Source organism: Lactobacillus laiwuensis (assembly GCF_019972835.1).
Classification (GTDB): domain Bacteria; phylum Bacillota; class Bacilli; order Lactobacillales; family Lactobacillaceae; genus Lactobacillus; species Lactobacillus laiwuensis.
This window is the reverse complement of the sequence record NZ_BPPB01000001.1, coordinates 320,576-342,743: the sequence shown is the minus strand read 5'-3', so window position 1 is coordinate 342,743 and position 22,168 is coordinate 320,576. Positions and strand designations below refer to the sequence as shown.

At 35.9% G+C, this 22,168-nt stretch carries 16 protein-coding genes and 1 other RNA gene; 6 read left to right on the top strand and 11 right to left on the bottom strand.

Going from position 1 to position 22,168, the window contains the following annotated elements; translation table 11 throughout:
- Nucleotides 1-27: 27 nt before the first annotated feature.
- From rnpB to LDM92_RS01630, 3 genes are all read right to left on the bottom strand, one after another.
- Nucleotides 28-396, bottom strand: an RNA gene (rnpB, locus tag LDM92_RS01640) — RNase P RNA component class B.
- Between the two features lie 26 nt (nt 397-422).
- Nucleotides 423-863 carry a DivIVA domain-containing protein gene (locus LDM92_RS01635; protein WP_223901759.1) on the bottom strand — a complete coding sequence of 147 codons (441 nt, stop codon included), beginning with the start codon at nt 861-863 and terminating at the stop codon, nt 423-425.
- Nucleotides 864-954: 91 nt separating this feature from the next.
- Entirely contained in the window at nt 955-1,521 is a 567-nt protein-coding gene (locus LDM92_RS01630; protein ID WP_223901758.1) for an SLOG family protein, read from the bottom strand.
- A gap of 69 nt (nt 1,522-1,590) precedes the next feature.
- Here LDM92_RS01630 and recU point away from each other — a divergent pair, with 69 nt between their 5' ends.
- On the top strand, nt 1,591-2,223 hold the full coding sequence (gene recU / locus LDM92_RS01625) for a Holliday junction resolvase RecU (RefSeq protein WP_223901757.1): 633 nt from the start codon (nt 1,591-1,593) through the stop codon (nt 2,221-2,223).
- Nucleotides 2,213-4,579: a transglycosylase domain-containing protein gene (locus tag LDM92_RS01620; RefSeq protein ID WP_223901756.1), complete on the top strand. Its 2,367-nt coding sequence runs from the start codon at nt 2,213-2,215 to the stop codon at nt 4,577-4,579. The genes recU and LDM92_RS01620 overlap by 11 nt, the downstream gene beginning before the upstream one ends.
- A gap of 52 nt (nt 4,580-4,631) precedes the next feature.
- Here the strand turns inward: LDM92_RS01620 and LDM92_RS01615 are convergent, their stop codons facing one another.
- From LDM92_RS01615 to LDM92_RS01580, 8 genes are all read right to left on the bottom strand, one after another.
- On the bottom strand, nt 4,632-4,841 hold the full coding sequence (locus LDM92_RS01615) for a DUF3923 family protein (protein ID WP_223901755.1): 210 nt from the start codon (nt 4,839-4,841) through the stop codon (nt 4,632-4,634).
- 63 nt (nt 4,842-4,904) lie between these two features.
- Nucleotides 4,905-5,534, bottom strand: coding sequence for an endonuclease III (gene nth, locus LDM92_RS01610; protein ID WP_223901754.1), 630 nt, complete (start codon nt 5,532-5,534; stop codon nt 4,905-4,907).
- Nucleotides 5,535-6,176 (bottom strand): DnaD domain protein, encoded by a 642-nt coding sequence (locus LDM92_RS01605; protein ID WP_223901753.1) that lies wholly within the window; start codon nt 6,174-6,176, stop codon nt 5,535-5,537.
- A gap of 75 nt (nt 6,177-6,251) precedes the next feature.
- Nucleotides 6,252-7,550 (bottom strand): asparagine--tRNA ligase, encoded by a 1,299-nt coding sequence (gene asnS / locus LDM92_RS01600; RefSeq protein ID WP_223901752.1) that lies wholly within the window; start codon nt 7,548-7,550, stop codon nt 6,252-6,254.
- 67 nt (nt 7,551-7,617) lie between these two features.
- Entirely contained in the window at nt 7,618-8,100 is a 483-nt protein-coding gene (locus LDM92_RS01595) for a hypothetical protein (protein ID WP_046332113.1), read from the bottom strand.
- A complete protein-coding gene (gene dinG, locus LDM92_RS01590) occupies nt 8,087-10,876 on the bottom strand; it encodes a helicase C-terminal domain-containing protein (RefSeq protein WP_223901751.1) in 2,790 nt (929 codons plus the stop codon). The genes LDM92_RS01595 and dinG overlap by 14 nt, the downstream gene beginning before the upstream one ends.
- A gap of 22 nt (nt 10,877-10,898) precedes the next feature.
- Complete coding sequence (gene addA, locus LDM92_RS01585; RefSeq protein ID WP_223901750.1) at nt 10,899-14,546, bottom strand: helicase-exonuclease AddAB subunit AddA; 3,648 nt, start codon at nt 14,544-14,546, stop codon at nt 10,899-10,901.
- A 2-nt stretch (nt 14,547-14,548) separates the two neighbouring features.
- Nucleotides 14,549-18,022, bottom strand: a complete 3,474-nt coding sequence (locus LDM92_RS01580) for a PD-(D/E)XK nuclease family protein (protein WP_223901749.1) — start codon at nt 18,020-18,022, stop codon at nt 14,549-14,551.
- 75 nt (nt 18,023-18,097) lie between these two features.
- Between LDM92_RS01580 and mvk the strand changes: the two genes are divergently transcribed.
- The 4 genes from mvk to fni are packed head-to-tail and all read left to right on the top strand — an operon-like array spanning nt 18,098 to nt 22,116.
- Complete coding sequence (mvk, locus tag LDM92_RS01575) at nt 18,098-19,006, top strand: mevalonate kinase (protein WP_223901748.1); 909 nt, start codon at nt 18,098-18,100, stop codon at nt 19,004-19,006.
- Nucleotides 19,007-19,011: 5 nt separating this feature from the next.
- Nucleotides 19,012-19,971 carry a diphosphomevalonate decarboxylase gene (gene mvaD / locus LDM92_RS01570; RefSeq protein WP_223901747.1) on the top strand — a complete coding sequence of 320 codons (960 nt, stop codon included), beginning with the start codon at nt 19,012-19,014 and terminating at the stop codon, nt 19,969-19,971.
- Nucleotides 19,972-20,007: 36 nt separating this feature from the next.
- A complete protein-coding gene (locus LDM92_RS01565) occupies nt 20,008-21,090 on the top strand; it encodes a phosphomevalonate kinase (RefSeq protein ID WP_045928093.1) in 1,083 nt (360 codons plus the stop codon).
- A 9-nt stretch (nt 21,091-21,099) separates the two neighbouring features.
- Nucleotides 21,100-22,116 carry a type 2 isopentenyl-diphosphate Delta-isomerase gene (gene fni, locus LDM92_RS01560; protein WP_223901746.1) on the top strand — a complete coding sequence of 339 codons (1,017 nt, stop codon included), beginning with the start codon at nt 21,100-21,102 and terminating at the stop codon, nt 22,114-22,116.
- Nucleotides 22,117-22,168: the final 52 nt, after the last annotated feature.

Sequence of the window (22,168 nt, the reverse complement as noted above, 5' to 3'; positions counted from 1 at the left end):
GAAAAGCTCAACGCTGCCAATGCAAATTTCTGTAAGCCACGTTCTGTTAAGGTATTTGTGGCATAAATACCTTTAGCAGCCATCTATCTTTGCTATAACTAGCAACTTCAATCTTTAGTTCATTTCCCTAGATTGAAACGCCCCCACCAAGTTTGGGTTGCACGCTCGCAGGGTTTACCTCGTTCCACCAGAAGCGTTTCCACCTCTGCTCCGTCACTGTGGCACTTTTCAGAATATTCATGCATGTCATAATGATTTAGCACTTTTTTCGCCGTAATTTAAAATCCTTTAGCTTATTGAGCTAAATACGAACACTACCAGCATCGCAGCTCGTGCGTGCGTGGACTTTCCTCAGCCTGACCTTTTTTCCAGATCAAACCGCGACTGCTCAAAATTTGCACCAATAAAAATTATATCAAAGCTTACTCTTTTTGTAACCCATAAACTCGTTGTTCAAGATTATAAACTTTCCGTTCGAGGGTCGAAATGCGTTGAATGATGGCCATATTAGTAGAGCTTTCAGTTTGTGAATCAGACCCATTTATTGGATTAAAACTATGAGTAGAGCGTTCTTGACTTGGAGTATAAGTTCTAACGCTTTCTTGTGCTGTCACTGGGGTTACTTTTCTGGTTTTCTGAGTTTGAATAGACTTTTCTTTATGCCGATCGTCCATCAACTCTCCCTGCAGCTTGCCAATTTGACCATATAGATCTTCAATAATTTGTTCAAACGTATCATAATCAGCAATTACTTTGTCTAAAAAGGCGTCGACCTCGTCTGGATCCAAGCCTTTAACCTTTGTTCTAAATTGTTTTTTTAAAATATCCTTAGTGGATAGTTGAATATCATTTAAATCAGCCATGATAATATACAACTCCTTTTTATATCACTTTTATTCTAGCAAAAACTGGACTTGCTTAAAACTAAAATGTTAATTTTAAAGCAAAGTTATCTTATTGGCGAAATTCGTCATCTTGATTTTCTTGAAATTCTTCTGCTTCATCCTGCAGATCGTAAAAATCAATTAATTCTAACGGATATTCTGTAGTTTCCTGGTATTTTTTGATTAAATTATAATCAAACTTTGGTTTTCCCGAATTTTCCGGATCATAAATCATTAGGGCCCTATCGGTATGGATAAGCATAAAATTTTGATAATTACGCAGTTGCACAGGACTTTGATATGTTTCTTTAGAAGTGGAGGCAAAAAAATCTACTTGTTGTTTTAAAGAAAGGTATTTTTCCTGATTATTTTCGTTCCATCTACTGGCGAAATCCTCATAAGGAACAATGACAGATACTCTTAAAGAATATTTTTTGCGTAAGTCGATTGCGACTTCGCTAGCCCACTGTTCAACCCCAAGGTTAGCTCCTGTTATTACCCAGTCGAGTTGGTTATTTTCCAATAGATTAACCATATGTTTTTTTAAAACCAACTTAATAATTTTTATCTTAGGATCTTTGTCTCCAAACGTATTAAGTTCATAGTTGCGATATCCAGTTACCCACAATCTTTGCATAATGAAACAGATAGCTCCTTGTTCAAAAACTTTTTCTTTATTGCTATAATGCTAGCAGGAGTGATATTTATGGTCAAATATCCAACAGGCAGTTCTGCCGCTTTTCGTAAATTAAATTATAGTTATCAAGCTAAGCACCAAAAAAGAAGACACAAAAATATTAATTTTTCTGACCGGGGAATGAACCTTGAGCAGATGATTAATGAATCTAATAAATATTATCGTACAAAAGAAATCGCAGTGGTGCATAAAAAGCCAACGCCAGTTCAAATCGTTAAGGTAGACTACCCTAAAAGGTCACGTGCAGTAATAAAAGAGGCCTATTTTCGCCAAGAATCCACTACGGATTACAATGGGGTTTATAAAGGTTATTACCTGGACTTTGAAGCGAAAGAGACCAAAAATAAAACCAATTTTCCTTTAAAAAATTTTCACGAGCATCAAATAATTCACTTGGCAGAATGCTTGAAGCAAAAAGGAATATGCTTTACAATAATAGGATTTACAAGCTTAAACCGCTATTTTGTAACTCCGGCAAGTGCAATAATAAAAGCTTGGTGGACTAAAGATAAAAGTTCATTAACGTTAAAAGAAGTCGAGGATTGGTCAATAGAGATTAAAAATGGCTTTCAACCAACTCTGCCATACCTGAAAGCTGTAGATTCTTTCATCTCGGATAGGAAAATACACGATGACAAATAAAAATTCAAACTCAAATAATGGACGTGAATCACGTAAGAAATACAGGCAAAGTTTGCCTAAACCATTGTGGCGTCGAATACTTAAGTGGACATTTTTAGGCGTTTTTTTAATTTTGGTAGCCGGCATAGGTTTGTTTGCCTTTTATGCTAAAGATGCTCCTAACATCAGTCGAGCTGATCTTGAAAGTGGCGGCTCTTCAGGCTTATACAATACCAATGGTAAATTTATCATGTCCCTTGGTACCGAAAAAAGGTTATACGTTAAAGACAGCAAGGATTTACAACTACTTAAAGATGCTATTGTATCAGTTGAAGACAAACGCTTTTATAGAGACAAGCTGGGAATTGATCCTATCAGAATTGCAGGTTCCATGTTGACTAATGCTAAAAGCAAAAGCATTTCCGCCGGTGGTTCTACCATTACTCAGCAATTAGTTAAGCTAACAAAATTTTCAACAGCTGCTTCTCAAAGAACATTGCGTAGAAAGGCTCAAGAAGCTTGGCTGGCCATGAGAGTGCAGCGAGAATACAGTCATGACGAAATTTTAGAGTTTTATATTAATAAAGTTTACATGAATTACGGTAATACTGGAATTGGCACTGCTGCCAACTTTTATTATGGTAAAAAGATTGGGGATTTGGACTTGGCCCAAACAGCTATGCTTGCAGGAATACCTAATAGACCAACCGTCTATAATCCATACACCTACCCAGAATATGCAAAATATCGGCGTAATATTGTTCTCAAAGCAATGTTAAATAATAAAAAGATTTCTCAAGAACAATATGACGAAGCTAGGAAGGAAAGCATAAAAAAAGGTCTAAAACCTCATAATCAGCGAAAACAATCTAATTTACGCAAGATTAATGATCCCTATGTAAAAGAAGCAATTGCTGAAGTTAGGGCTAAGGGGTTTGATCCCTTCCGCGATAACTTAAAGATTACAATTAATATGGATCAAAAAGCTCAAAAGAAACTTTATCAACTGGCTAATAATGGTCAAGTTCCTTTCACAAATAACAAGATGCAAATTGGAGCTTCCGTAGTCGATCCAAGTAACGGCCACGTAGTAGCTATCCTTGGTGGCAGGCACCTACCCTCTTCAGTTCAATTGGGCTTGGATCGTGCTGTACAAACTACCCGATCAACTGGTTCTTCAATAAAACCAATCTTAGATTATGGTCCGGCAATTGAATATCTTAATTGGTCAACAGCTAAAATGCTAGATGATAGCAAGTATGTATATCCGGGGACTAATGTGCAACTTTATGACTGGGATAATAAATATGATGGCATGATGACAATGAGGCATGCCTTGGAACAGTCACGTAATGTTCCTGCAGTCAAAACCTTGAGAGAAGTTGGTGTTAAGCGAGCTGCAAAATTTGCTGGGAAAATGGATATTAATGTTCCAAAAGACTCTGGTTTGTCAGTGGCGATTGGAGCTAATGCGTCAAGCCTCCAAATGGCAGGTGCTTTCAGCGCATTTGCTACAATGGGAATCTATCATAAACCACAATTTGTTTCTAAAATTGAAACTCCTGATGGTCTTACCAGAAATTATGATTCTGAGGGCATCCGAGTAATGAGCAAGTCCACAGCGTATATGATTACTGACATGCTGAAAGGAGTAATTAAACATGGCTCTGGTACAAACGCGCAGATCAGAGGTTTGTATCACGCTGGAAAAACTGGATCTGTCAAATATTCTGAGCAAGATTTAGCACGCTACCCGGCATATGCTGCAACCCCTAAAGATTCCTGGTTTGTGGGTTACACCCCTAGCTATTCAATTGGTGTTTGGACGGGTTATGATAATCTGAAAGATGGAACTATTTCAGGTATTGGTCAACAATCAGCACAGCTTTTTTACAAGAACATGATGACTTATCTAATGAGAAATAAGGAAAATGTCGATTGGCAAAAGCCTGACTCTGTGATTCGCGCAAAAATCGCTAGAAACTCAAATCCTCCTGAAGTGTCATCTACAGGTGAATGGCAGTTGTTTGTTCGTGGTCATTCTCCTATTGGTATAGTTGATGATAGTAGTGATTATGATGAAGATGATGAGAAAACTAATACTAACGATTCTTCTTCAACCAATACTCAAGGAAGATATTCAGTTCATCACAATCAAAATGGTTCAACCAGGCAACCTGATAAGAATCAAAGAGAAGCCAAAAATTCAAAAGACAAGAAACAAAATAATACTAGCAAAAATAATTCGCAAAGTTCGGGTCAAAATAATGAATCTGGCCATTCTGATTCAGGTAGCAGTTCTGATCAAGAACAAAGACCTAACAAACCAGGAGGAGAAAACAACAATTCAACCAATAATGAAAATAATGAACATTAACTAATAAAAGCAACATTAACTAATAAAAGCGTCGAAAAATCTTTCGACGTTTTTATTTTCTATTGTTTTTCAGTATAAGGTAAAAAATGAATTCTATTAAAAAAATGACGGCAAAAAATATTGTTAAAACAGTTAAGGAAATCAATTTTACATACATAGTATTAGGAACGCCAGTTCCATCATATGGACGAAGCCATAAGAATAAAGCAAAACCTACAAATAAAATTGCTAAAATAAAATTAGTCGTTTGCCAACCACTCATAGTATAGTCTCCTTTAATATTATTTTGATAAAGAAATTATACTAAACTTTTATTTTTTAAACACTATTTTTCTATTAAATAACTGTAAGGATCATTTTTATCACGTGCTGTCATGGTATAGCGACCGAATAATATCATTGCATGATGAGTATGAATCCATTCGTCTTTCGGTAAAATTTCTTCTAACCTTTTTTCTACTTCAAGAGGTTTGGCATTTTGAGGCACTATATGAAATCGTTTTGAAATCCGTGACACGTGTGTATCAACTGCTATTGCTGGTATCCCAAATCCCTCTGCTAAAACAACATTAGCAGTTTTCTCGCCGACTCCAGGCAAAGAGATTAATTCCTTTTTATCTTGTGGTATTTTACTATCATATTTTGAAACCAAAATTTCCGCAGTTTCTTTTAAGTGCTTAGCTTTTGAATGATAAAGCCCAATTTGGGAAATATGATTTTCGATCTCTGGAATTGTTGCCACGGCCAAATTCTTAGGTTCAGGATAATCTTTCATAAACTTGGGCATTACTCGATTTACCATCTTGTCTGTTGTTTGAGCACTCATTAACACTGCGCATAGTAAATGAAAGTTATTGTCCCATACCAATTCACTTTTGGCATCAGGATACATTCGGTTGATGCACTCTAACACCTTTCTGGCTTCATTTTTACTAAGTATTTCGTCTACTTTCATTTAGCGATTCCTCCTCAAAAACTTTTGAACTTCACTGCTTGTTTTTAGGTTATGTCTTTGCCAATTGAGCAAAATACGATCAACATACTTCAGACTATAGGCTTGAGATAAGACAGCTTCGCGCAGGGCCAACTTAATAATAGCCGGATCGTAGTGATCTACATTGAGCCAAGCGGCAATTTCTTCTCGTTCAATTGGACTTAAATAGCGACCAAATTCAATTTCAAATTGTCGCACTAATTGATTTAATGGACTATTATCAATAGTAGTCTCCGCTTTTTTAACAGGCATTTTTTTATTAGCTGACAAAGTTTTATTTTCCAGCAATTGATCAAGCTTATCGTATAACAAATTAAGATTATATTTGTTTCCAATCATACCGCTGTTGTCAGTAACCTGATCAATTACAATTAAGTCTTTTTCAATTAATTTTTGAATTAAAGCAGTAATTTCTGTAACAGAAAAATTAGTATTTCCTGCAATCTGTTCATTGGTGGGAAAAAAATTGTTTTTCTGAGCAAACATTTCCAATTGGATAATGACCATCATTTCTGCATCGTCAATATTAAGTTGCGGATAATAAGCAAGTAGACCATTTGATAAGGTAGTGGAACCTAAAAAGCGGTAATCATTATAGTGCATATTAATTTCTCCCTTTAAAAAAGTTGAACTAAATCAGTCTTTAGTTCAACTTTCAACTATACTATTCAATTTAATTTAAGGTTCCAGACGATTAATCATTCTCGGGAATGGAATAGCTTCGCGGACATGATCTAATTTGCAAATCCAAGCAATAACACGTTCAAATCCCATACCGAAACCAGAATGAGGCACGCTGCCATATTTGCGCAAATCTAAATACCAGTTGTAATCATTCTCATTTAAACCAGCCTCATGGATTTGTTTGAGCAAAGTTTCATAATCACTTTCACGTTCAGAACCGCCCATGATTTCGCCATAACCTTCTGGTGCCAAAACATCTGCACATAGGTATTCCTTAGGATTATCAGGATTTTTCTTCATGTAAAATGGTTTAATTGATGTCGGGTAATTAACAATGAAAAATGGCCGATCAAATTTTTCAGATATAAAAGCTTCGTCAGGAGCACCAAAATCATCGCCCCATTTGAAATCACGTCCATCATCTTGCAAAATTTTTACTGTATCATCATATGATAAGCGCGTGTAGTTACCTTGAGCCGCAGGCTCTAATTTTTGGGGATCACGACCTAAAATTTCTAATTCATATTGACAATGCTTGAGCACCTGTCCGGTCACATATGACAAAAAACGTTCTTGCAAATCAAGAGACTCATCCTGATGCATCCAAGCCATTTCTGGTTCCATCATCCAAAATTCAGTTAAGTGGCGGCGAGTTTTAGATTCTTCAGCTCTAAAAGTTGGGCCGAAAGTAAAAATCTTGCCAAATGCTTCTGCACCTACTTCGCCGTACAGTTGCCCAGACTGTGATAGGTAGGCATCCCCACCAAAGTATTCAGTGTGAAACAGCTCGGTAGTTCCTTCAGGAGCAGAATGCATAAAAATGGGAGCATCAAATTTTACAAAGCCTTCATTTTCAAAAAAGTCAACTGTAGCTTTGAAAATAGTATTTCTGATGCGCATAATTGCAAAAGGACGTTTGCTTCTAAGCCATAAATGTCTGTGGTCAAGCAAAAATTCAATCCCATGTTCTTTGTTACCGATGGGATAACCTTCGTTGTTAGTAATTAGCTTTAAGTCGGAAATTTGAATTTCATAACCAAAATGGGAGCGCTCGTCTTGGTGTACAGTTCCCTTAATATAAAAACTGGCTTCTTGATGCAGAGATTTTGCTATTTCAAACACTTCATCAGAAACTGCATTTTTACGAACTACGCCTTGAAAAAAGGCTGTACCATCACGTAATTGTAAAAACACTATTTTGCCGCTTGAACGTTTGTCAGTCAACCAAACGTGCATCCGTACTTCCTGGTCAACATGCTGGCGACAATCTGCTATTGAAATTAATTCTGTCATAAATTTTTATTCCACTTTCCTTATCATAATCAAATTAATGATACCAAAGTTTGATCATTTTAGCGACTCAACCTATTAATTTTCCGTTTTTAAAATTATAAAGTTGATAATGATATTCACCGACTATATTTTTAGAACTTACTTCCCATACAGGTTTATTTTTATACCAGCCTAGATTAACTTCTGTAATTCTTTCGTTAGGCTCTTTTGCACTATATTTGTTGCGAATGAGTCCTTCATTTACACCTTTATTTGCTGAATAAAGATAGGCTTTTTTAGAGCCTGGTAAATAGATAAAATAGTAAGTCCTATGGTTTTTAGTTAAGCCTTTAAGTGCATAACTATTAACACCACGATTTAAATGATAGTTTTTTTCCGTGTATTTGATAGGAGTCTTTTCGATCGCTATTTTGTTAAGTTCACGGGTTTCTGACCGTTCTGGATTACCTGCCTTATAAAAAATAACAATGAAAGCAAAGTATAAAAAGATCAGAATTATAAATACCCATGCTAAAAATTTAAATGTTTGCTTTGTATCATCTTGTATCATAGTTTGTTAGTTTTTCCTGTAAATTACTTAAAGATGTTTTTTTGACTTTAACTGGAACTGCTGCCAGAAAAACCGGACCATAATCTTTTGACCAGATTCTTGAATCCAGTATTAAAAATTGGCCCTTATCCTTTTCTCCACGAATTAACCTGCCCATCCCCTGCTTGAAGCGAATAACTGCACGCGGCATTGTATCGGTGTGAAAAACATCTATACCTTTGTCAACAAGTTGTCTTTGGCGCAACTTAACTTCCGGTAAATCTGGTGATTCGAAAGGCAATTTGGTGGCTATTACCAAATCAACACCACATTCATGAAAATCAATTCCTTCCCAAAAACTGTCTGCTCCTAAAATAAGTGCTTGCTTGGCGATTGCAAATCTCTTAATAATCCGATTATTTGAACCGGAAACGCCCTGAGCCAAAATTTCAAAATCACGTAAACTGGGAGAATTGATAATAGCACTAAAAACTTTTTTTATTTGTTCTAAATTTGTCATTAGAACTAAAACATGATTTTTATTTGTCAGATCTTTCTCCAAAATCTGGGTTAGACTTTTATCATATTTTGGATCACTGATATCGGGAAAACCAGTTACAGATAAGACTTCAAGATGTTTGGCCAACTTAAATGTGCTTGTTCCGATGTACTTTTGCGGTGCTAAATCAGTTAAGCCGAGAAGCTTAATGATAAAGTCAAACCCATTATCACTGGTTAAAGTAGCACTAACAAATGATATATGGTCAAAGCGATCATATATTTTATGAAGTTCAGGCGTTGCGTCAAGCATTAACCAACTTAAGTTGGCACTTAAAGGATCTTGCGGATTAGTCAAGGTAATGATAAACCCTTCCGCATCCAAATAGGCTTTTTTATGAAGTAAATCCGATAATTGGTAGCTTTTGGTAATATAGTCATCAAGTTGATCGATTTGATCAGAAATTTCACTTAAAATAGCATCCCTATCAATATTAGAACTGTCAGTTTCATTGTACAGCTTAAATAAAATTTGATTTGTATTTTGCCTGATCCCTTCTAATTTTCGTTGCAATTCTGCTAGTTTAGTTAAAAATTGACTGTTCTTGGGAAATAGGTCTTTGCCCCTAAAACTGAGAAGCAAGTTGCCATTGGCTAAGCTATTTTGGCTGACTGCTTTCTTCTTCTTAGAACAAAGCAAACGCTGCAAATGATTAATAACTTTGATCAAATCAAGTATTGCTGGATCTAATTTTTCTAGGAGAAAATTAAACTGTACGTCACTGCCATACTGGTTAAATATACTGTCATCAGCGTAATAAAGCAAATTGCGCAGGTGATTAAGAAGTCCCCACAATGATTCAAATTGAAACGAGTCATTCCTTGAAGTAATCACATTGTCAACAAATCGATGAGCTTCGTCAATAACGAGGTAAGGATTCTGCCCCCAAATTGTATCATTATAATGATTAGCCAAATAAGCATGATTTGTGACTAAAATGTCAGCTTGCTCTTGCCTTTGTCTGGCTAAATTCCAGAAATCAACTTCGGCAAAAATGCTGCCGACACGGGCATCTCCAGGGTGAGCAATCTGAGCAAATAAAGGGGCACGATAATTGGTCAGCTGCAATTCATCTAGATCACCTGTCCTAGTTTCAGTTAACCAAACCAAAATACGCATTTGCAACACCAAAGTTAACTTATTGGGCGTTCCCTGGTATAGACTTTGGTAAAAACCATCCAAATCGAGGTAATGGCTACTGGCTTTTACTTCTTCTGCTTTTAAATCCAACTTGGTTACATTCAGTAATTGGGGAATTTCCTGATCTATTATCTGCTTTTGTAATACTTTGGTGGGAGTGGCAATTACCAATTTTCTGTTTGTGTATAATTGATAGGAATATGAAAACAAGTAGGAAAAGGTTTTACCAGTGCCGTTAGGTGCTTCAATCAATAGTGCTTTTTGCTTAGGAGCATGCAAAAATTGCTCAATTCGATTGATGAGGTCTACCTGAGGCTGGCGGTAATTAATTTTATTTTTAAATAATTTCTTTTTGTCCGTGTCACTTTTCGGAAAAACACTTGACTGTTGATTCTCAGAAGTGATTACTTTTTCTTGTTTTCGTAAAATTATTTGTCGTACCTGCTGATATTGAGAAGGTAACGGCCTTTTTTCTTTGCGTGCGTCATCAGCAATTGTAGTAAAGATCCAAGAAGTGTCACGAATTAGGCCGTGAGCCAAAGAGCTTAGCGTATTTAAAGTAGCTTGAGGAAGATTTTCAAGTCGTTCAATTATTTTTATTAATAAAATAGCGGTGCCGTAGGCATCAGAATCTGCTTTATGAGGGTTTAAATGTCTAATCTGCAGGCGAGTTGTCAAATCGCTTAACTTGTATGATGGTTCAGTAGGAAATGCAATTTTTGCCAGCTCTACCGTATCTATTGCGCGATTAGTTAGTGGTTCATAGCCGTGCTGCACTAATTCAAAATTTAAAAATGGCAAATCAAAATTAACGTTATGAGCTACGAAAACTGTGTTTTTCAAGATTTTAATAATCTTGGGTGCATAATAAGCAAAATCTTTTTCTTGAGCCACATCTTTATTGTGTATATGGGTCAAATTTTGGACAGCTAGCGGAATTTCGCGGTGAGGATTAATCATAAAAGAGTATGTCTTGACAACTTTCATATTCTTAATAATAGCGCAGCCAAACTGAATGATATGATTATTTTCTTCACGTTGCGTTCCCGTAGTTTCCAAATCCACTACAGCAAAAACGGTATGCTCGAATGATTTCATTTTGCAATTACCCTCCTTTCTTTTACTTTACTTCCACAACTTTGCAGGCATCTAACAAAACCAAGTATTTAGCCTTCACTTTTTTGTCAGCAAAGGAATTAAGAGCTCTTTCATAAAGGCGCAGCTGGCCTAAATATTTCTGCTTGATGTTTTTGATAGCTAATTCCAAATGAGTTTGATCAATATGATCGGTTTTATAATCAAATAATATTATGCCATCTTTTTCGGTAAAATAACCGTCTATTGTACCATGAATTAAAATTTTTGCGTCTGCATCACTGAAATTATCAAATAGACTATCGGCTGGCAACAGACTCGAAAATTCAATTTCACGGTGCAAGTTTTCTGGTTTTTGCCAAAATTTCTTTGCAAAATCATTATGAACAAACCAATTTATTTTTTCTAAATCTAAGCTGGAAACAATATTGCTATTAAGCTTATTTTGCTTAACTAATTCCTGCACTTCTTCTTTAACTTGGTCTGCTTTGCCTGAGCCATGATAATCGTAGTATTGCAGGATCAGGTGCATTGCAGTACCAATCTCTGCTCCTGTAAATCGAGTTTTAAACAGAAAATCAGGTTTAGTATCGATCGGCTGCAAGTAGCGGTTAGTGGAAGAAATGAAGTGTGCATTTTCCAGTTCAGTATCAAGCGGATCGTTAAACGCTTTTTTAATTTCGGATACAGACTGATAGGCAGTTGTCTGACTGGCGTCTTGAAAAGGATAACTAAAATTAAACAGTTTTTTTGTATATTCTTTTAGTGCTGAACTGTTGTCAGTTTTGCTTTCTTGCGGGCTAATATCTTCTTGAAGATGAACTTTTTCGCCTTGGTACTGGATATAAAGCAATTCTTGACTAGTTTCCGAGGCTGAATTGATATCATTAATTTTTTGACTTAAAAGCTTATCCCATCTGATTGACGGACCGATTAAACTCATAGGATTTGAGGCATTAATCTTACTGCTGAGCGGGAGACGTCCATTTGGATCTACCTCATTTTGCCATTTTTCAATTGTCTGAGGCAATTTCTTTAAATCTGCTACCAAAATTAACTTTTGTTTTGCCCGAGTCATACCCACATATAAAATGCGCGCTTCTTCTTCTAAAAGTTGTCTCTTCTTGGACATATTTGCAACAGCCTTAACAAGGGTGTCAGCACGATAATGTTTTTGTTTAATAGTTAAACCTACAGAATCTGAACTGATAATATAATTGCCGCTTAAATCCCGTTTTTGAAATTGGTGTTGCAAGCCTAAGTAAAAAACAACAGGAAATTCCAAACCCTTGGAACTATGTACTGTCATTAAGCGCACGGAGTTGCCGGCCTCTTTAGTTAAAAGGGGTTGCGCCAAGTCTTTTTGGCTGCGTCTCATTCGCTCGATAAAATTGATAAATTGATACAGGCCCTTAAAACCAGCGCTTTCATATGAAGCAGCTCTTTCATATAAAGCCTCTAAGTTGACTCTTCGCTGCTTGCCATTAGGTAGTGAGGTCATAATTTCAAGCAGGCTGGTTTTTTCATAGATGCTCCAAATCAATTCTGAAATTCTATGTGTTGCAGCAAATTTACGCAATTCTTCGAGTTGATTTAAGAAGTCTTTTACTTTTCGACTAAGTTCGTCACCCACGGCAACATAAGAAGTTAAAGCGTTGTAATAACTGGCATTCTGCGTGTGAATCCTGATAGTACTGAGTTCAGGCTCTGTAAAATTAAAAAGTGGTGACCTTAATACTGAAACAAGAGGAATATCCTGGTCTGGATTATCAATGATCCTCAAGTAGTTCATGATAATAGTTAATTCTAAAGTTTGAAAATAATTTTTGGCATCGGTAACCATTATCGGAATATGACTTTTGGCAAACTCTTGCATAATTTCAAGATTATTGCTGCGACTCCGGGTTAAAATAACAATATCACTGTACTTAAAAGGTCTCAAATGACTGCTATTTTGCGAGTTTTTGTCATAAATTAAGAAATTTTCCTCTGTAAATTTTTTAATCCGGTTAATAACCAGCGCAATTTCAGCCGAATCAATATCATCAGGATCATCATCTTGAGACTGGTTTTCGTTGCTATTTTTTTCATGAAATAGTATTTCAGTCGCATCAGGTAGGTTTGAAGGATAATATTTGGCACCATAAGTCAGCTGACTTTCATTGTTATAATCAATACCTCCAAAATCATCCGTCAAAATATTTTTAAACACTTGATTAACAATAGAAATAACTGGCTGAGAAGAACGGAAATTGTCCGACAATAAAATTCTTTCTTCTTTTGCTTGATTTTCTTTAAGGGCTGCTTCTTGATATTTGTGCAAAAATAAACTTGGTTCAGCTTGCCTAAAGCCATAAATTGATTGTTTAACGTCACCAACCATAAAAAGATTGTTTTGACCATCTTTTTTAATTAATTGCAAAATATTTTCTTGTAGCGGGTTGATGTCCTGATACTCGTCGACCAAAATCTCATTATATTTGTTTTGATAAAAGGTTCGTGCCATTTGGGATGCAGAAGTGTCTTGACTGAGAATTTGGTATGCTAATTGCTCCATGTCACTAAAATCAAGCAGGTTTTCTGCTCTTTTTAACTGATTAAAACGGTCAATCAGTGCCAGTTCTGCTTTCACAATTGCAGCCATTATTTGCTGACCTTTTTGCATCATAGACAATTGCTCTTTTTCGTCAGTGGCATAAAAAGAGGTAAAGGCCGTAAAAACCTGTTCTTTTACTTCTTTTTTAAAATCAGAGCACTCATCATAAAAGGCAATAATATCTTCGTCCCACTTGGCAGATTTGCGCATACTTCCACGAAAAATGCAGTCACGTAGTTTTTCTCTTTGGTCATCGTAGGCAGCATCATTTTTGAGAGCAGCCAGATAATGGGCAAGACATTTTGCAAATAAGTCAAAACTTTCTTTAACTTTGTGCAGTTCTTTAGTAGCCATGACCGCACTTTGACACAACTTCTCTAACTTATCAGCAAGGTTTTGAAAAAGGTCTACTAAATAAGGCTTAATTTCTTTCTGCCACAAAGAAGATTGGCTTACTTCTTCTCCCATCTGATATTTTTGCGGCAGTTCTTTGAGCCATTCTCGATAATCAGGTTTTGCCATTGCGTAATTATATAAGTCTAACAATAAATTCTGCGGTGATTCCGCATCCCTGTCACCTGCAAAATTGTCATAAAATGCTATGAAGTCCTTATCTTTTTTCTCTAAAAACTCTCCTTCAACTTCTTTTAGTGCTCGCTCGCGCATTAATTCCGCTTGTGAATCGTCAGTGAGTATACTGAAGCTGGGGTCAATGTTAATTATGTAATAAAAGCGGTGGATTACATCCAGACAAAAGGCATCAATTGTAGAAATATTGGCAGAATCAATCAAATTTAACTGTTGACGCAAGTATGAATTTTTTGAAGACTTCTGCATTTCATTTGTTAATACTTCTTTAATGCGTTTTTTCATTTCAGCTGCAGCTGCTTTTGTAAATGTAACTACTAACAGGTGATCAACACTCACACCAGATAGAATTTCTTTCATTAAGCGCTGTACAAGAACGGTGGTTTTGCCACTACCTGCGGAAGCCGATACTAGTATGTCGCGGCCATGATCATTAATAGCTTTTTCTTGAACGGCTGTAAATGAGGTTTTTCCTTTTTCTTGAACCATTTTTAATTTCCTTCCTTTAGCCGTTTTTTAATCTTTTCCAGTAGTTCATCCCTTTTCAGGCTCCCTACTTGATGATACTTATTTTCTTTCAACATGGCGTCAAAAAAGAAAATATCACGAAAGTCTGAATAAGTTAAGGCATTTTTTCCATTCCCATATTTATAGGGATTCAGCTTTATTTTTCCTGCTAAAATTTGACTAGAGGCATCTTTAATAAGCTCTTCATCGTATTTCAGCAATAATTCAAGTTCATCACTATTGAAATAACTGCCACCAAACTTTAAAGTTCCATCTTTTGTAGAACTGACTCCGGCATAAATGGAAGAAGTACTGCGTGGTTTATTTAAGTCAGGCTCAGCCGCGAGCATTAATAGCTGGTCATCATTAATTAAACCAGTATATTTAAGTTTAATTTGACCGTCTAAGTTGGCATCTCTGATCTGCAAATTACTGTCATACAACTTATTGCTATTTAGCCTTTCAGTTTGTCTGGTAACCGTTTGGTAAAAAGCACCTAAAAGTGAGAGTGGGTCAGAACCAGCAAAGAATTTGTGGTTTTGCGTTAAGACGTCTAGATATGAAACCATTTGTAAAGAAATGCCCTGGTAAAATAATCCCAGATCAAATTTTTTAGCGGAAGACTTATAATCAATTACTTGAGCAATTAATTTGTTTTGATCAGGAACCTGAGCTAAATCAACCCGATCTATTTTGCCTCTTAAATTAACGTAATGATTGCCTTCAATGTCCGGTACCTTAAAATTAAGTCCCTGCACCTGCTCACCTTTTCCAAAACTTAGCTCTGAATATTTAGCACGCAGAGGGGTTTTGGAAACTGCATGATGCCAATTGCTTGCTACTTTACTAGTAGTTTGATCAAGGCATTTAAATAAGAACTCATTGAATGGGTCATTTAATAATTGCTGGTATCTGGCCTCATTTTTCATTTTGGTACGTGCAATTGTAAGTAACTGATTAAGTGTTTCGTCATCAATTTCTTTTAAATCAAGTGAACGGTCATTTAGTTCCTTAACCAAACGATCAAAAGTTTCGTGGAAATAATTGCCTGCTTGGATAAAATCAAATTCATTTTCAAATCTCTTATGAAGGTGTAAACCATATGTTAAAAAATATTCGTACGAATTTTCATAAAAAGTTTCCAATTGAGAAACCGAAGAATTAAGGTTTGACCCATATAATTTTTGTGCCAAATCAGGACCGATATTTTGGGGTTCATTTATGAAGTTACTTCCCTTTATGACTTTAGCTGTTTTTTGCGGGAAAAGTTTAGCGGTTAGCTTTAACAATTCTTTAACATCAATGTCTTCTTTTGCCTGGTTAAGATAGCTTAGATATCCTAAACTCGCTTGGGGATTGGTTATAAAAGATAACAGTTGGCTATATTCTTCAGGTAAATTGTGTTGCGAAAATTCTGGTGCACCTGCTGTTTTAAACCTTTCATAATAAATTGAAGGCTGCACAGTGCTACCCTCATCACTCGCTAAAGAATACGATAAATAAACCTTATCTTGTGCTAAAGCTAGGCAATTACCAAATTGGTAATTTTGATCCCAATTGCTTAGCTGTTGTTTATCTTCAATATAGGAGTCCTCGCCAAAATCTTTTTTTAATTCAGCCAGATTTTCTGTACTTAAAAAGCCTGGAGTATTCTGCATTTGTGGTAAGCCGTTAACTGTTGCCCCCATAATAAAAACTTGTTTGTAGCCACTAACTTGAACGATACCCATTTCGGATAAATTTACGGCGTCCAGAGTAGCTGGAATTTGCGAAAAAGTAGCTTCCTTAAAACCGTTAATCAGTACTGCAAAAAAGCCTGCCAGATCAAAATTATCAGGGTTAATTAATAGATAATCATGCAGCAGATTGATCAAAAGATCCCAAACCTGCTCTGACTGCCTGGCTTCTTGTAAAGCACCACTTTCTTGGGCAGCAGCACGCCATTTTTCTAAAACTTCATTGACCTTATTAGTAATTAAAAAATTAAAAAATGTCGTAATAGCTTTTTGGGTATCCTTTTCTTCTTTTAAATTATTAAAAAGCTGGGTAATTTGTTTAATAAAATAATCCTTTAATTTTTCTATTTTATTTACTTCTTCAGGAATTTTATCTAATCCGATGACTTCTGCAGCCATATATTCCGCAAAATTTCTCCGCCATAAATGATGGTTGATGCCATGGGCGAGGACAAAATTTTCTAATTGATCAACATCATATACATAAGCCGTTTCATCTTGATACCAGTCAGGTATTATTAAACGGGTTTTCATTATGGCCAGCAAGTTTTGGGTCTGCATAGGCCTAGTCAATAATTGGGCAATATTCTCAATTAAAACCACCAGAGGATGATACTTCATTTCTTGCTGTAAGTCATTAAAGAAAGGAATTTGATTCTGCCGTAAAATTGGGGTTAAATAAGTTTCATATTCATGCAGATTCGGTGCCAGAACCAAGAAATCACGGTAGCGGTAGTGCTGCAGTGCAACTTGCTGGTAAATGGTATGAGCTACGTAATACGCCTCTGCATATCTGTTATCTGCACGCACAAGCTGCACTTGCTTAAGCTCACCAACATTGCTAACAGCCTCAGTCCAAAACTCGTTAAGCAATTCTCTTTTACTGGGTCTATGATTGACAGCTGTGCTTATTATTTGATGTGCTAGACTATGATTTTTAATATACTGCAATAGCTTATTGATGGTAGTTTGAATAACGTAATCATAGTCTCCCGGTTCAGGTTTAGGGTTAATTTCACCCATTTTTGTTTTAAAAGCCAAAGTAACGCTATGGGCTTTGGCCATTAGTAATTTGACGGTTAGACATTCCTGAAGAGAAAAATGAGAAAAATCGCTAAAGTAAAAGTCTGCTTGATCTAAATTTTTTTGTGTAGCTAAAAATTCATTTAACTGCAGCTGTATCTCGTTTGAGGTAGAAAATTTGCCTGTGATGGCTTCAATGAACGCTGAATAAATAATTTTAAGATCAGAGATCTTATTTTTGGTTTCAAGTTCAAGCGCATCTAGGTCAATATCATCAAGGTTCAAATTACCTTCGCGAACTTGCAAAATTGTGTCGTATAATTGTTTTATTAAGCCTGGATTTAAGTCAGTAGTTTGAAAAAGGTGCAGCTGGTCTTTCTTTTGGTCAATGATTTTTGCAAGCAGCATCGCCGCAGCAGCATTATCAAGTTCTGTTGGCAAACCTTTTTTTGCATCTTTTAAGAAAAACCAAGCTAAGCGAGAAAATGATAGAACCTGTAGATTTTTGACAGACTGTTCAGTATGCTTTTGACTAGTAGCCACTCTATTTATTGCCCTGACTTCTGTGGTAAACTTAATGTGGTTAGGAACGATGACAAAAGTTTTATGATCAGGAAAGTGCTGATAATTTTGTACTGCTTCCTGTAAAATTTTTTCTTGCATGGGATCGGTTTGGCGACCGACTAAAATCTTGATCATCTGTTCTCTTCTCCTTTGTCATTATTTTAGCATAGGAACCAAAATTTTTTACAAACAATAAGGATCTTAAATAAAATGAAATCAAGTTTTTTAGCACACGGGAAAGTTATTCTTATAGGTGAACATTCAGTAGTTTACGGCTATGATGCGTTAGCGCTGCCAATAAAATCATTGCATATCAAAACTACTGTTGAACCGGCAGAACAAATGTGGATGGATACGGCTCATTATCAGGGGCCTTTTTTTATGTCTCCAGCTGAATATGACGGATTAAAATATGTTGTTAAAACCATGCTGACAAAAGCTGCCAGTAATGAAACTCTGAAAATAACTTATACAGGAGAGATTCCAATAGAACGTGGTTTAGGTTCAAGCGCCACAGTTGCTCTTGCTACAACCAGAGCAATGAATGCCTATTTCAAACTTAACTTAACGGAAAAAGAAATAATTAAAATCACTAATCATGCAGAAATGATTAATCACGGTAAAGCTTCAGGTCTTGATGCTGCAACGGTTAATTCAGATTATCTGGTCTTTTTTAATCAAAAAGATGGTCCCAAGCCAATTAAAGCTAAATTAGGCGCAACTTTACTTATAATGGATACTGGTGAATTAGGCAGTACCAAAAAAGCAGTTAATCAGGTTCATGATTTGATGATAAAAGTTCCCAGTGGTAAAGAAAATATCAAGGAATTAGGCAAATTGGCTGATGAAACTAAATCAGCATGGTTAAAAAAAGACGCTGAAAAGGTAGGTTCATATTTTAATCGAGCACAAGAGATACTCCATTCATTTAATCTTTCAACCGGAAAAATCGATCATTTGCAAAAAATTGCTCTTGCAAATGGTGCATTAGGTTTTAAATTATCTGGTAGCGGGCTTGGCGGAATTGTAATTGCCTTGTGCCAAAATCATGAAGATGCTGTCAAAATAGCAGATAAATGTCAAAAAATAGCTACAAATAGTTGGATTGAGGAAATATAATTCTTATGGAAAAAACAGTTCGTGCCCATACAAATATTGCACTGATCAAATATTGGGGCAAAGCAGATTCAGGTTTACGTTTACCTTTGATGTCTAGCTTGTCAATGACACTTGATAAATTTTATACTGACACCAAGATTTCAGATAGTTTAGAAAATCAATTTTGGTTAAATGGCGTCAAACAAAATGGACAAAGCAGCAGCCGTGTTTTTTCTTTTTTAAAATTGCTACAAAAAAAATTTGCTTTGACCGGCAAATTAAAAGTTGAATCATATAATCATGTTCCAACAGCTGCAGGATTAGCTTCTTCTAGTTCAGCTTTTGCGGCTTTAGCGGGAGCTTTTTGCGTCCATTACAGTATTACTTTGTCTCCTGTCGAACTTTCCCGTTTGGCTCGTTTAGGTTCAGGATCAGCCAGCAGGTCAATTTACGGTGGTTTTGCTATTTGGCGAAAAGGACACGATGATGAATCATCTTATGCCTATGCTTTAGATGAAAAGCCTGACATAGATTTGCGATTGCTTGTGGTTGAGCTGAATAACCAGCAAAAAGATTTGTCTTCCACTCAAGGGATGAAGCAGGCGCAAACTTCGCCATTTTTTATGCCTTGGATTGCGCGTAATCAAACAGAATTAAAACAAATGATTAGCGCTATTAAAGCAAATGATTTTTCAACTATTGGCAGTTTGGCAGAACTGAATGCTTGTGAAATGCATGCAGTCAATTTAAGTGCACAACCAGGTTTCACATATTTTGAACCCGCAACTATTAAAGCAATCAAACTTGTAGCTGATTTGCGTAGCCAGGGTATAGAATGTTACTTCACAATAGATGCCGGACCTAATATAAAAATCTTAAGTCAATTAAAAAATGTAAAAGATATTACTAATAGGTTTGTATCCGAATTTGATAATGTTAACATAATAAATGCAAGTTTTGGTCCAGGTATTTCATGTCTGAACTAATTAATATAAATTAATTGATTAGGAGATTTAATTCTTTTGATAACAGAACAAGCACCCGGAAAATTATATATTGCTGGCGAATACGCGGTACTGGAACAGGATTGTCCCGCTATCTTAGTCGCAGTTAACCAGTTTATCCGTGTTTCAATTATTAAGTCAAAATCAGGAACTGGATTAATCCATTCTAAACAATATTCTCAAAGTTCGATTCACTGGGTCAGACGGGGAGCAAAAATGGTAATCGACAACCGTGATAATCCTTTTGAATATATTTTGGCCGCCATTTCTTACACGGAACGTTTTTGTTTAGAGCAAAAAGTCAAGATGAAAGTATATGATTTATATGTTAATTCTGATCTAGATTCTTCTGATGGCAAAAAATATGGTTTAGGCTCCAGTGCGGCAGTGACTGTAGCAACAGTTAAAGCAATACTTCGTTTTTATAATGTGCCTTTCAGCAATGAATTAGTTTATAAACTGTCAGCCATTTCACATTATTCTGTGCAAGGTAATGGTTCAGCCGGTGACATCGCTGCAAGTGTTTATGGTGGCTGGATTGCTTTTCAAACTTTTGATAAGCAATGGCTTGCTGATGAATTAGCACACAAATCTTTATCTGAAGTACTGAATGAGGCTTGGCCTGGATTAAAAATTCAGCTTTTGACCCCTCCTGCCGGTCTTAAATTAATGATTGGTTGGAGTCAAAAACCTGCATCCACCTCAAGACTAGTTGATGAAACTAATGCCAATAAAGCCGCTTTAAATGGTCAATACCAGGAATTTATCAGGCTTTCGCGTAAATGTGTTCTTAAAATGATTGCCGGATTTGAGCATAATGATATTCAGTTAATCAAAAAACAAATTCGCGTTAACCGTAAGCTTCTGCAGCATTTTGCGCAAATAAATCAAATTGCTATTGAGATACCGCGTCTTTCTAAACTAATTAACATTGCAGAATCATTTGGTGGTGCAGCTAAAACTTCAGGTGCTGGCAACGGAGATTGTGGCATAGTAATTGCAGACAGGAATACAGATACTGCTTTTCTTGAAGATAAATGGCGGCAAAACGGTATAATGCCTTTGGACTTTCGTGTACACCAAATTCGGGTTGTTGATTAAGGGAAAATTATGTCAATTAGATCTAATCGTAAAGAAGAGCATTTGGATTTGGCACAAAAATTTTATCAAAATGAAAAACCAAATAGTTTTGATCAAATGCATTTAGTGCGCCCTGCACTTCCAGAAACTAAAGTTGATCTTCGGGCAATACAAACTACAATGTTTGGTAAAAAAATTGCGGCCCCCTTTTTTATTAATGCTATGACTGGTGGCTCTCACAGATCTTATCTGATTAATAAAGAATTAGGTCGAATAGCCGAAAAAACAAATATTGCATTAGCATTAGGTTCTGCCAGTATTTTAACTAAAGAACCTGATTTAGTTGATAGCTTTTTGATTGCCAGGCAGCAAGATACTGATGGTGTTTTAATAGCAAATGTTAATGCAAAGACTTCAGCCGAACAAGCTGAAAAGATTGTCATGGAGTTATGTGCTGATGCTCTGCAAATACACCTAAATGTGGTACAGGAAATAGCAATGCCAGAAGGAGATCGAGATTTTTATTGGCTTGATAACTTAAAAGAGTTGCGACAGAAAGTAACAGTTCCAATTATTATAAAAGAAGTTGGTTTTGGGTTAGACAGAGAAACAATTCGTTCCTTAAAAAAAGAAGGCTTTAGATTTTATGACGTTGCAGGAAGTGGCGGAACCAATTTCGCTCAGATAGAAAATGCACGTAATACTAATAATGTTTCTTATTTAAATAATATTGGCTTACCCACCGTTATTTCGAGTTTAATGGCAGCCAAAGAGAAAGTTGAATTTACTGTTTCTGGTGGTGTGCGTAATCCGTTAGATGTTTTTAAGGGTCTTTGCTTAGGTGGAAAATTTGTCGGAATTTCTAATGTATTTTTACAGGCATTACTTAAGCATGATGCAGATTACCTGCAAAATCTTATTGAAGAGTGGCAATATGAACTTGCCTGTCTTCTTGCAATTTACGGTCAAAACGATCTTTCTGCTTTGACCAAGATTGATAAATATTATGACTTTTCACTAAAAACTATTATTGAGCAGTTATTATAAATAAAAATGAGTACCATAAATTTTTCGGATTTTGGTACTCATTTTTATTTTG

What these genes read in the sequence shown, in the direction of transcription:
- LDM92_RS01635 (WP_223901759.1), bottom strand. Translation starts at nt 863, where the DNA reads ATGGCTGATTTAAATGATATTCAACTATCCACTAAGGATATTTTAAAA.
- LDM92_RS01630 (WP_223901758.1), bottom strand. Translation starts at nt 1,521, where the DNA reads ATGCAAAGATTGTGGGTAACTGGATATCGCAACTATGAACTTAATACG.
- recU (WP_223901757.1), top strand. Translation starts at nt 1,591, where the DNA reads ATGGTCAAATATCCAACAGGCAGTTCTGCCGCTTTTCGTAAATTAAAT.
- LDM92_RS01620 (WP_223901756.1), top strand. Translation starts at nt 2,213, where the DNA reads ATGACAAATAAAAATTCAAACTCAAATAATGGACGTGAATCACGTAAG.
- LDM92_RS01615 (WP_223901755.1), bottom strand. Translation starts at nt 4,841, where the DNA reads ATGAGTGGTTGGCAAACGACTAATTTTATTTTAGCAATTTTATTTGTA.
- nth (WP_223901754.1), bottom strand. Translation starts at nt 5,534, where the DNA reads ATGAAAGTAGACGAAATACTTAGTAAAAATGAAGCCAGAAAGGTGTTA.
- LDM92_RS01605 (WP_223901753.1), bottom strand. Translation starts at nt 6,176, where the DNA reads ATGCACTATAATGATTACCGCTTTTTAGGTTCCACTACCTTATCAAAT.
- asnS (WP_223901752.1), bottom strand. Translation starts at nt 7,550, where the DNA reads ATGACAGAATTAATTTCAATAGCAGATTGTCGCCAGCATGTTGACCAG.
- LDM92_RS01595 (WP_046332113.1), bottom strand. Translation starts at nt 8,100, where the DNA reads ATGATACAAGATGATACAAAGCAAACATTTAAATTTTTAGCATGGGTA.
- dinG (WP_223901751.1), bottom strand. Translation starts at nt 10,876, where the DNA reads ATGAAATCATTCGAGCATACCGTTTTTGCTGTAGTGGATTTGGAAACT.
- addA (WP_223901750.1), bottom strand. Translation starts at nt 14,546, where the DNA reads ATGGTTCAAGAAAAAGGAAAAACCTCATTTACAGCCGTTCAAGAAAAA.
- LDM92_RS01580 (WP_223901749.1), bottom strand. Translation starts at nt 18,022, where the DNA reads ATGATCAAGATTTTAGTCGGTCGCCAAACCGATCCCATGCAAGAAAAA.
- mvk (WP_223901748.1), top strand. Translation starts at nt 18,098, where the DNA reads ATGAAATCAAGTTTTTTAGCACACGGGAAAGTTATTCTTATAGGTGAA.
- mvaD (WP_223901747.1), top strand. Translation starts at nt 19,012, where the DNA reads ATGGAAAAAACAGTTCGTGCCCATACAAATATTGCACTGATCAAATAT.
- fni (WP_223901746.1), top strand. Translation starts at nt 21,100, where the DNA reads ATGTCAATTAGATCTAATCGTAAAGAAGAGCATTTGGATTTGGCACAA.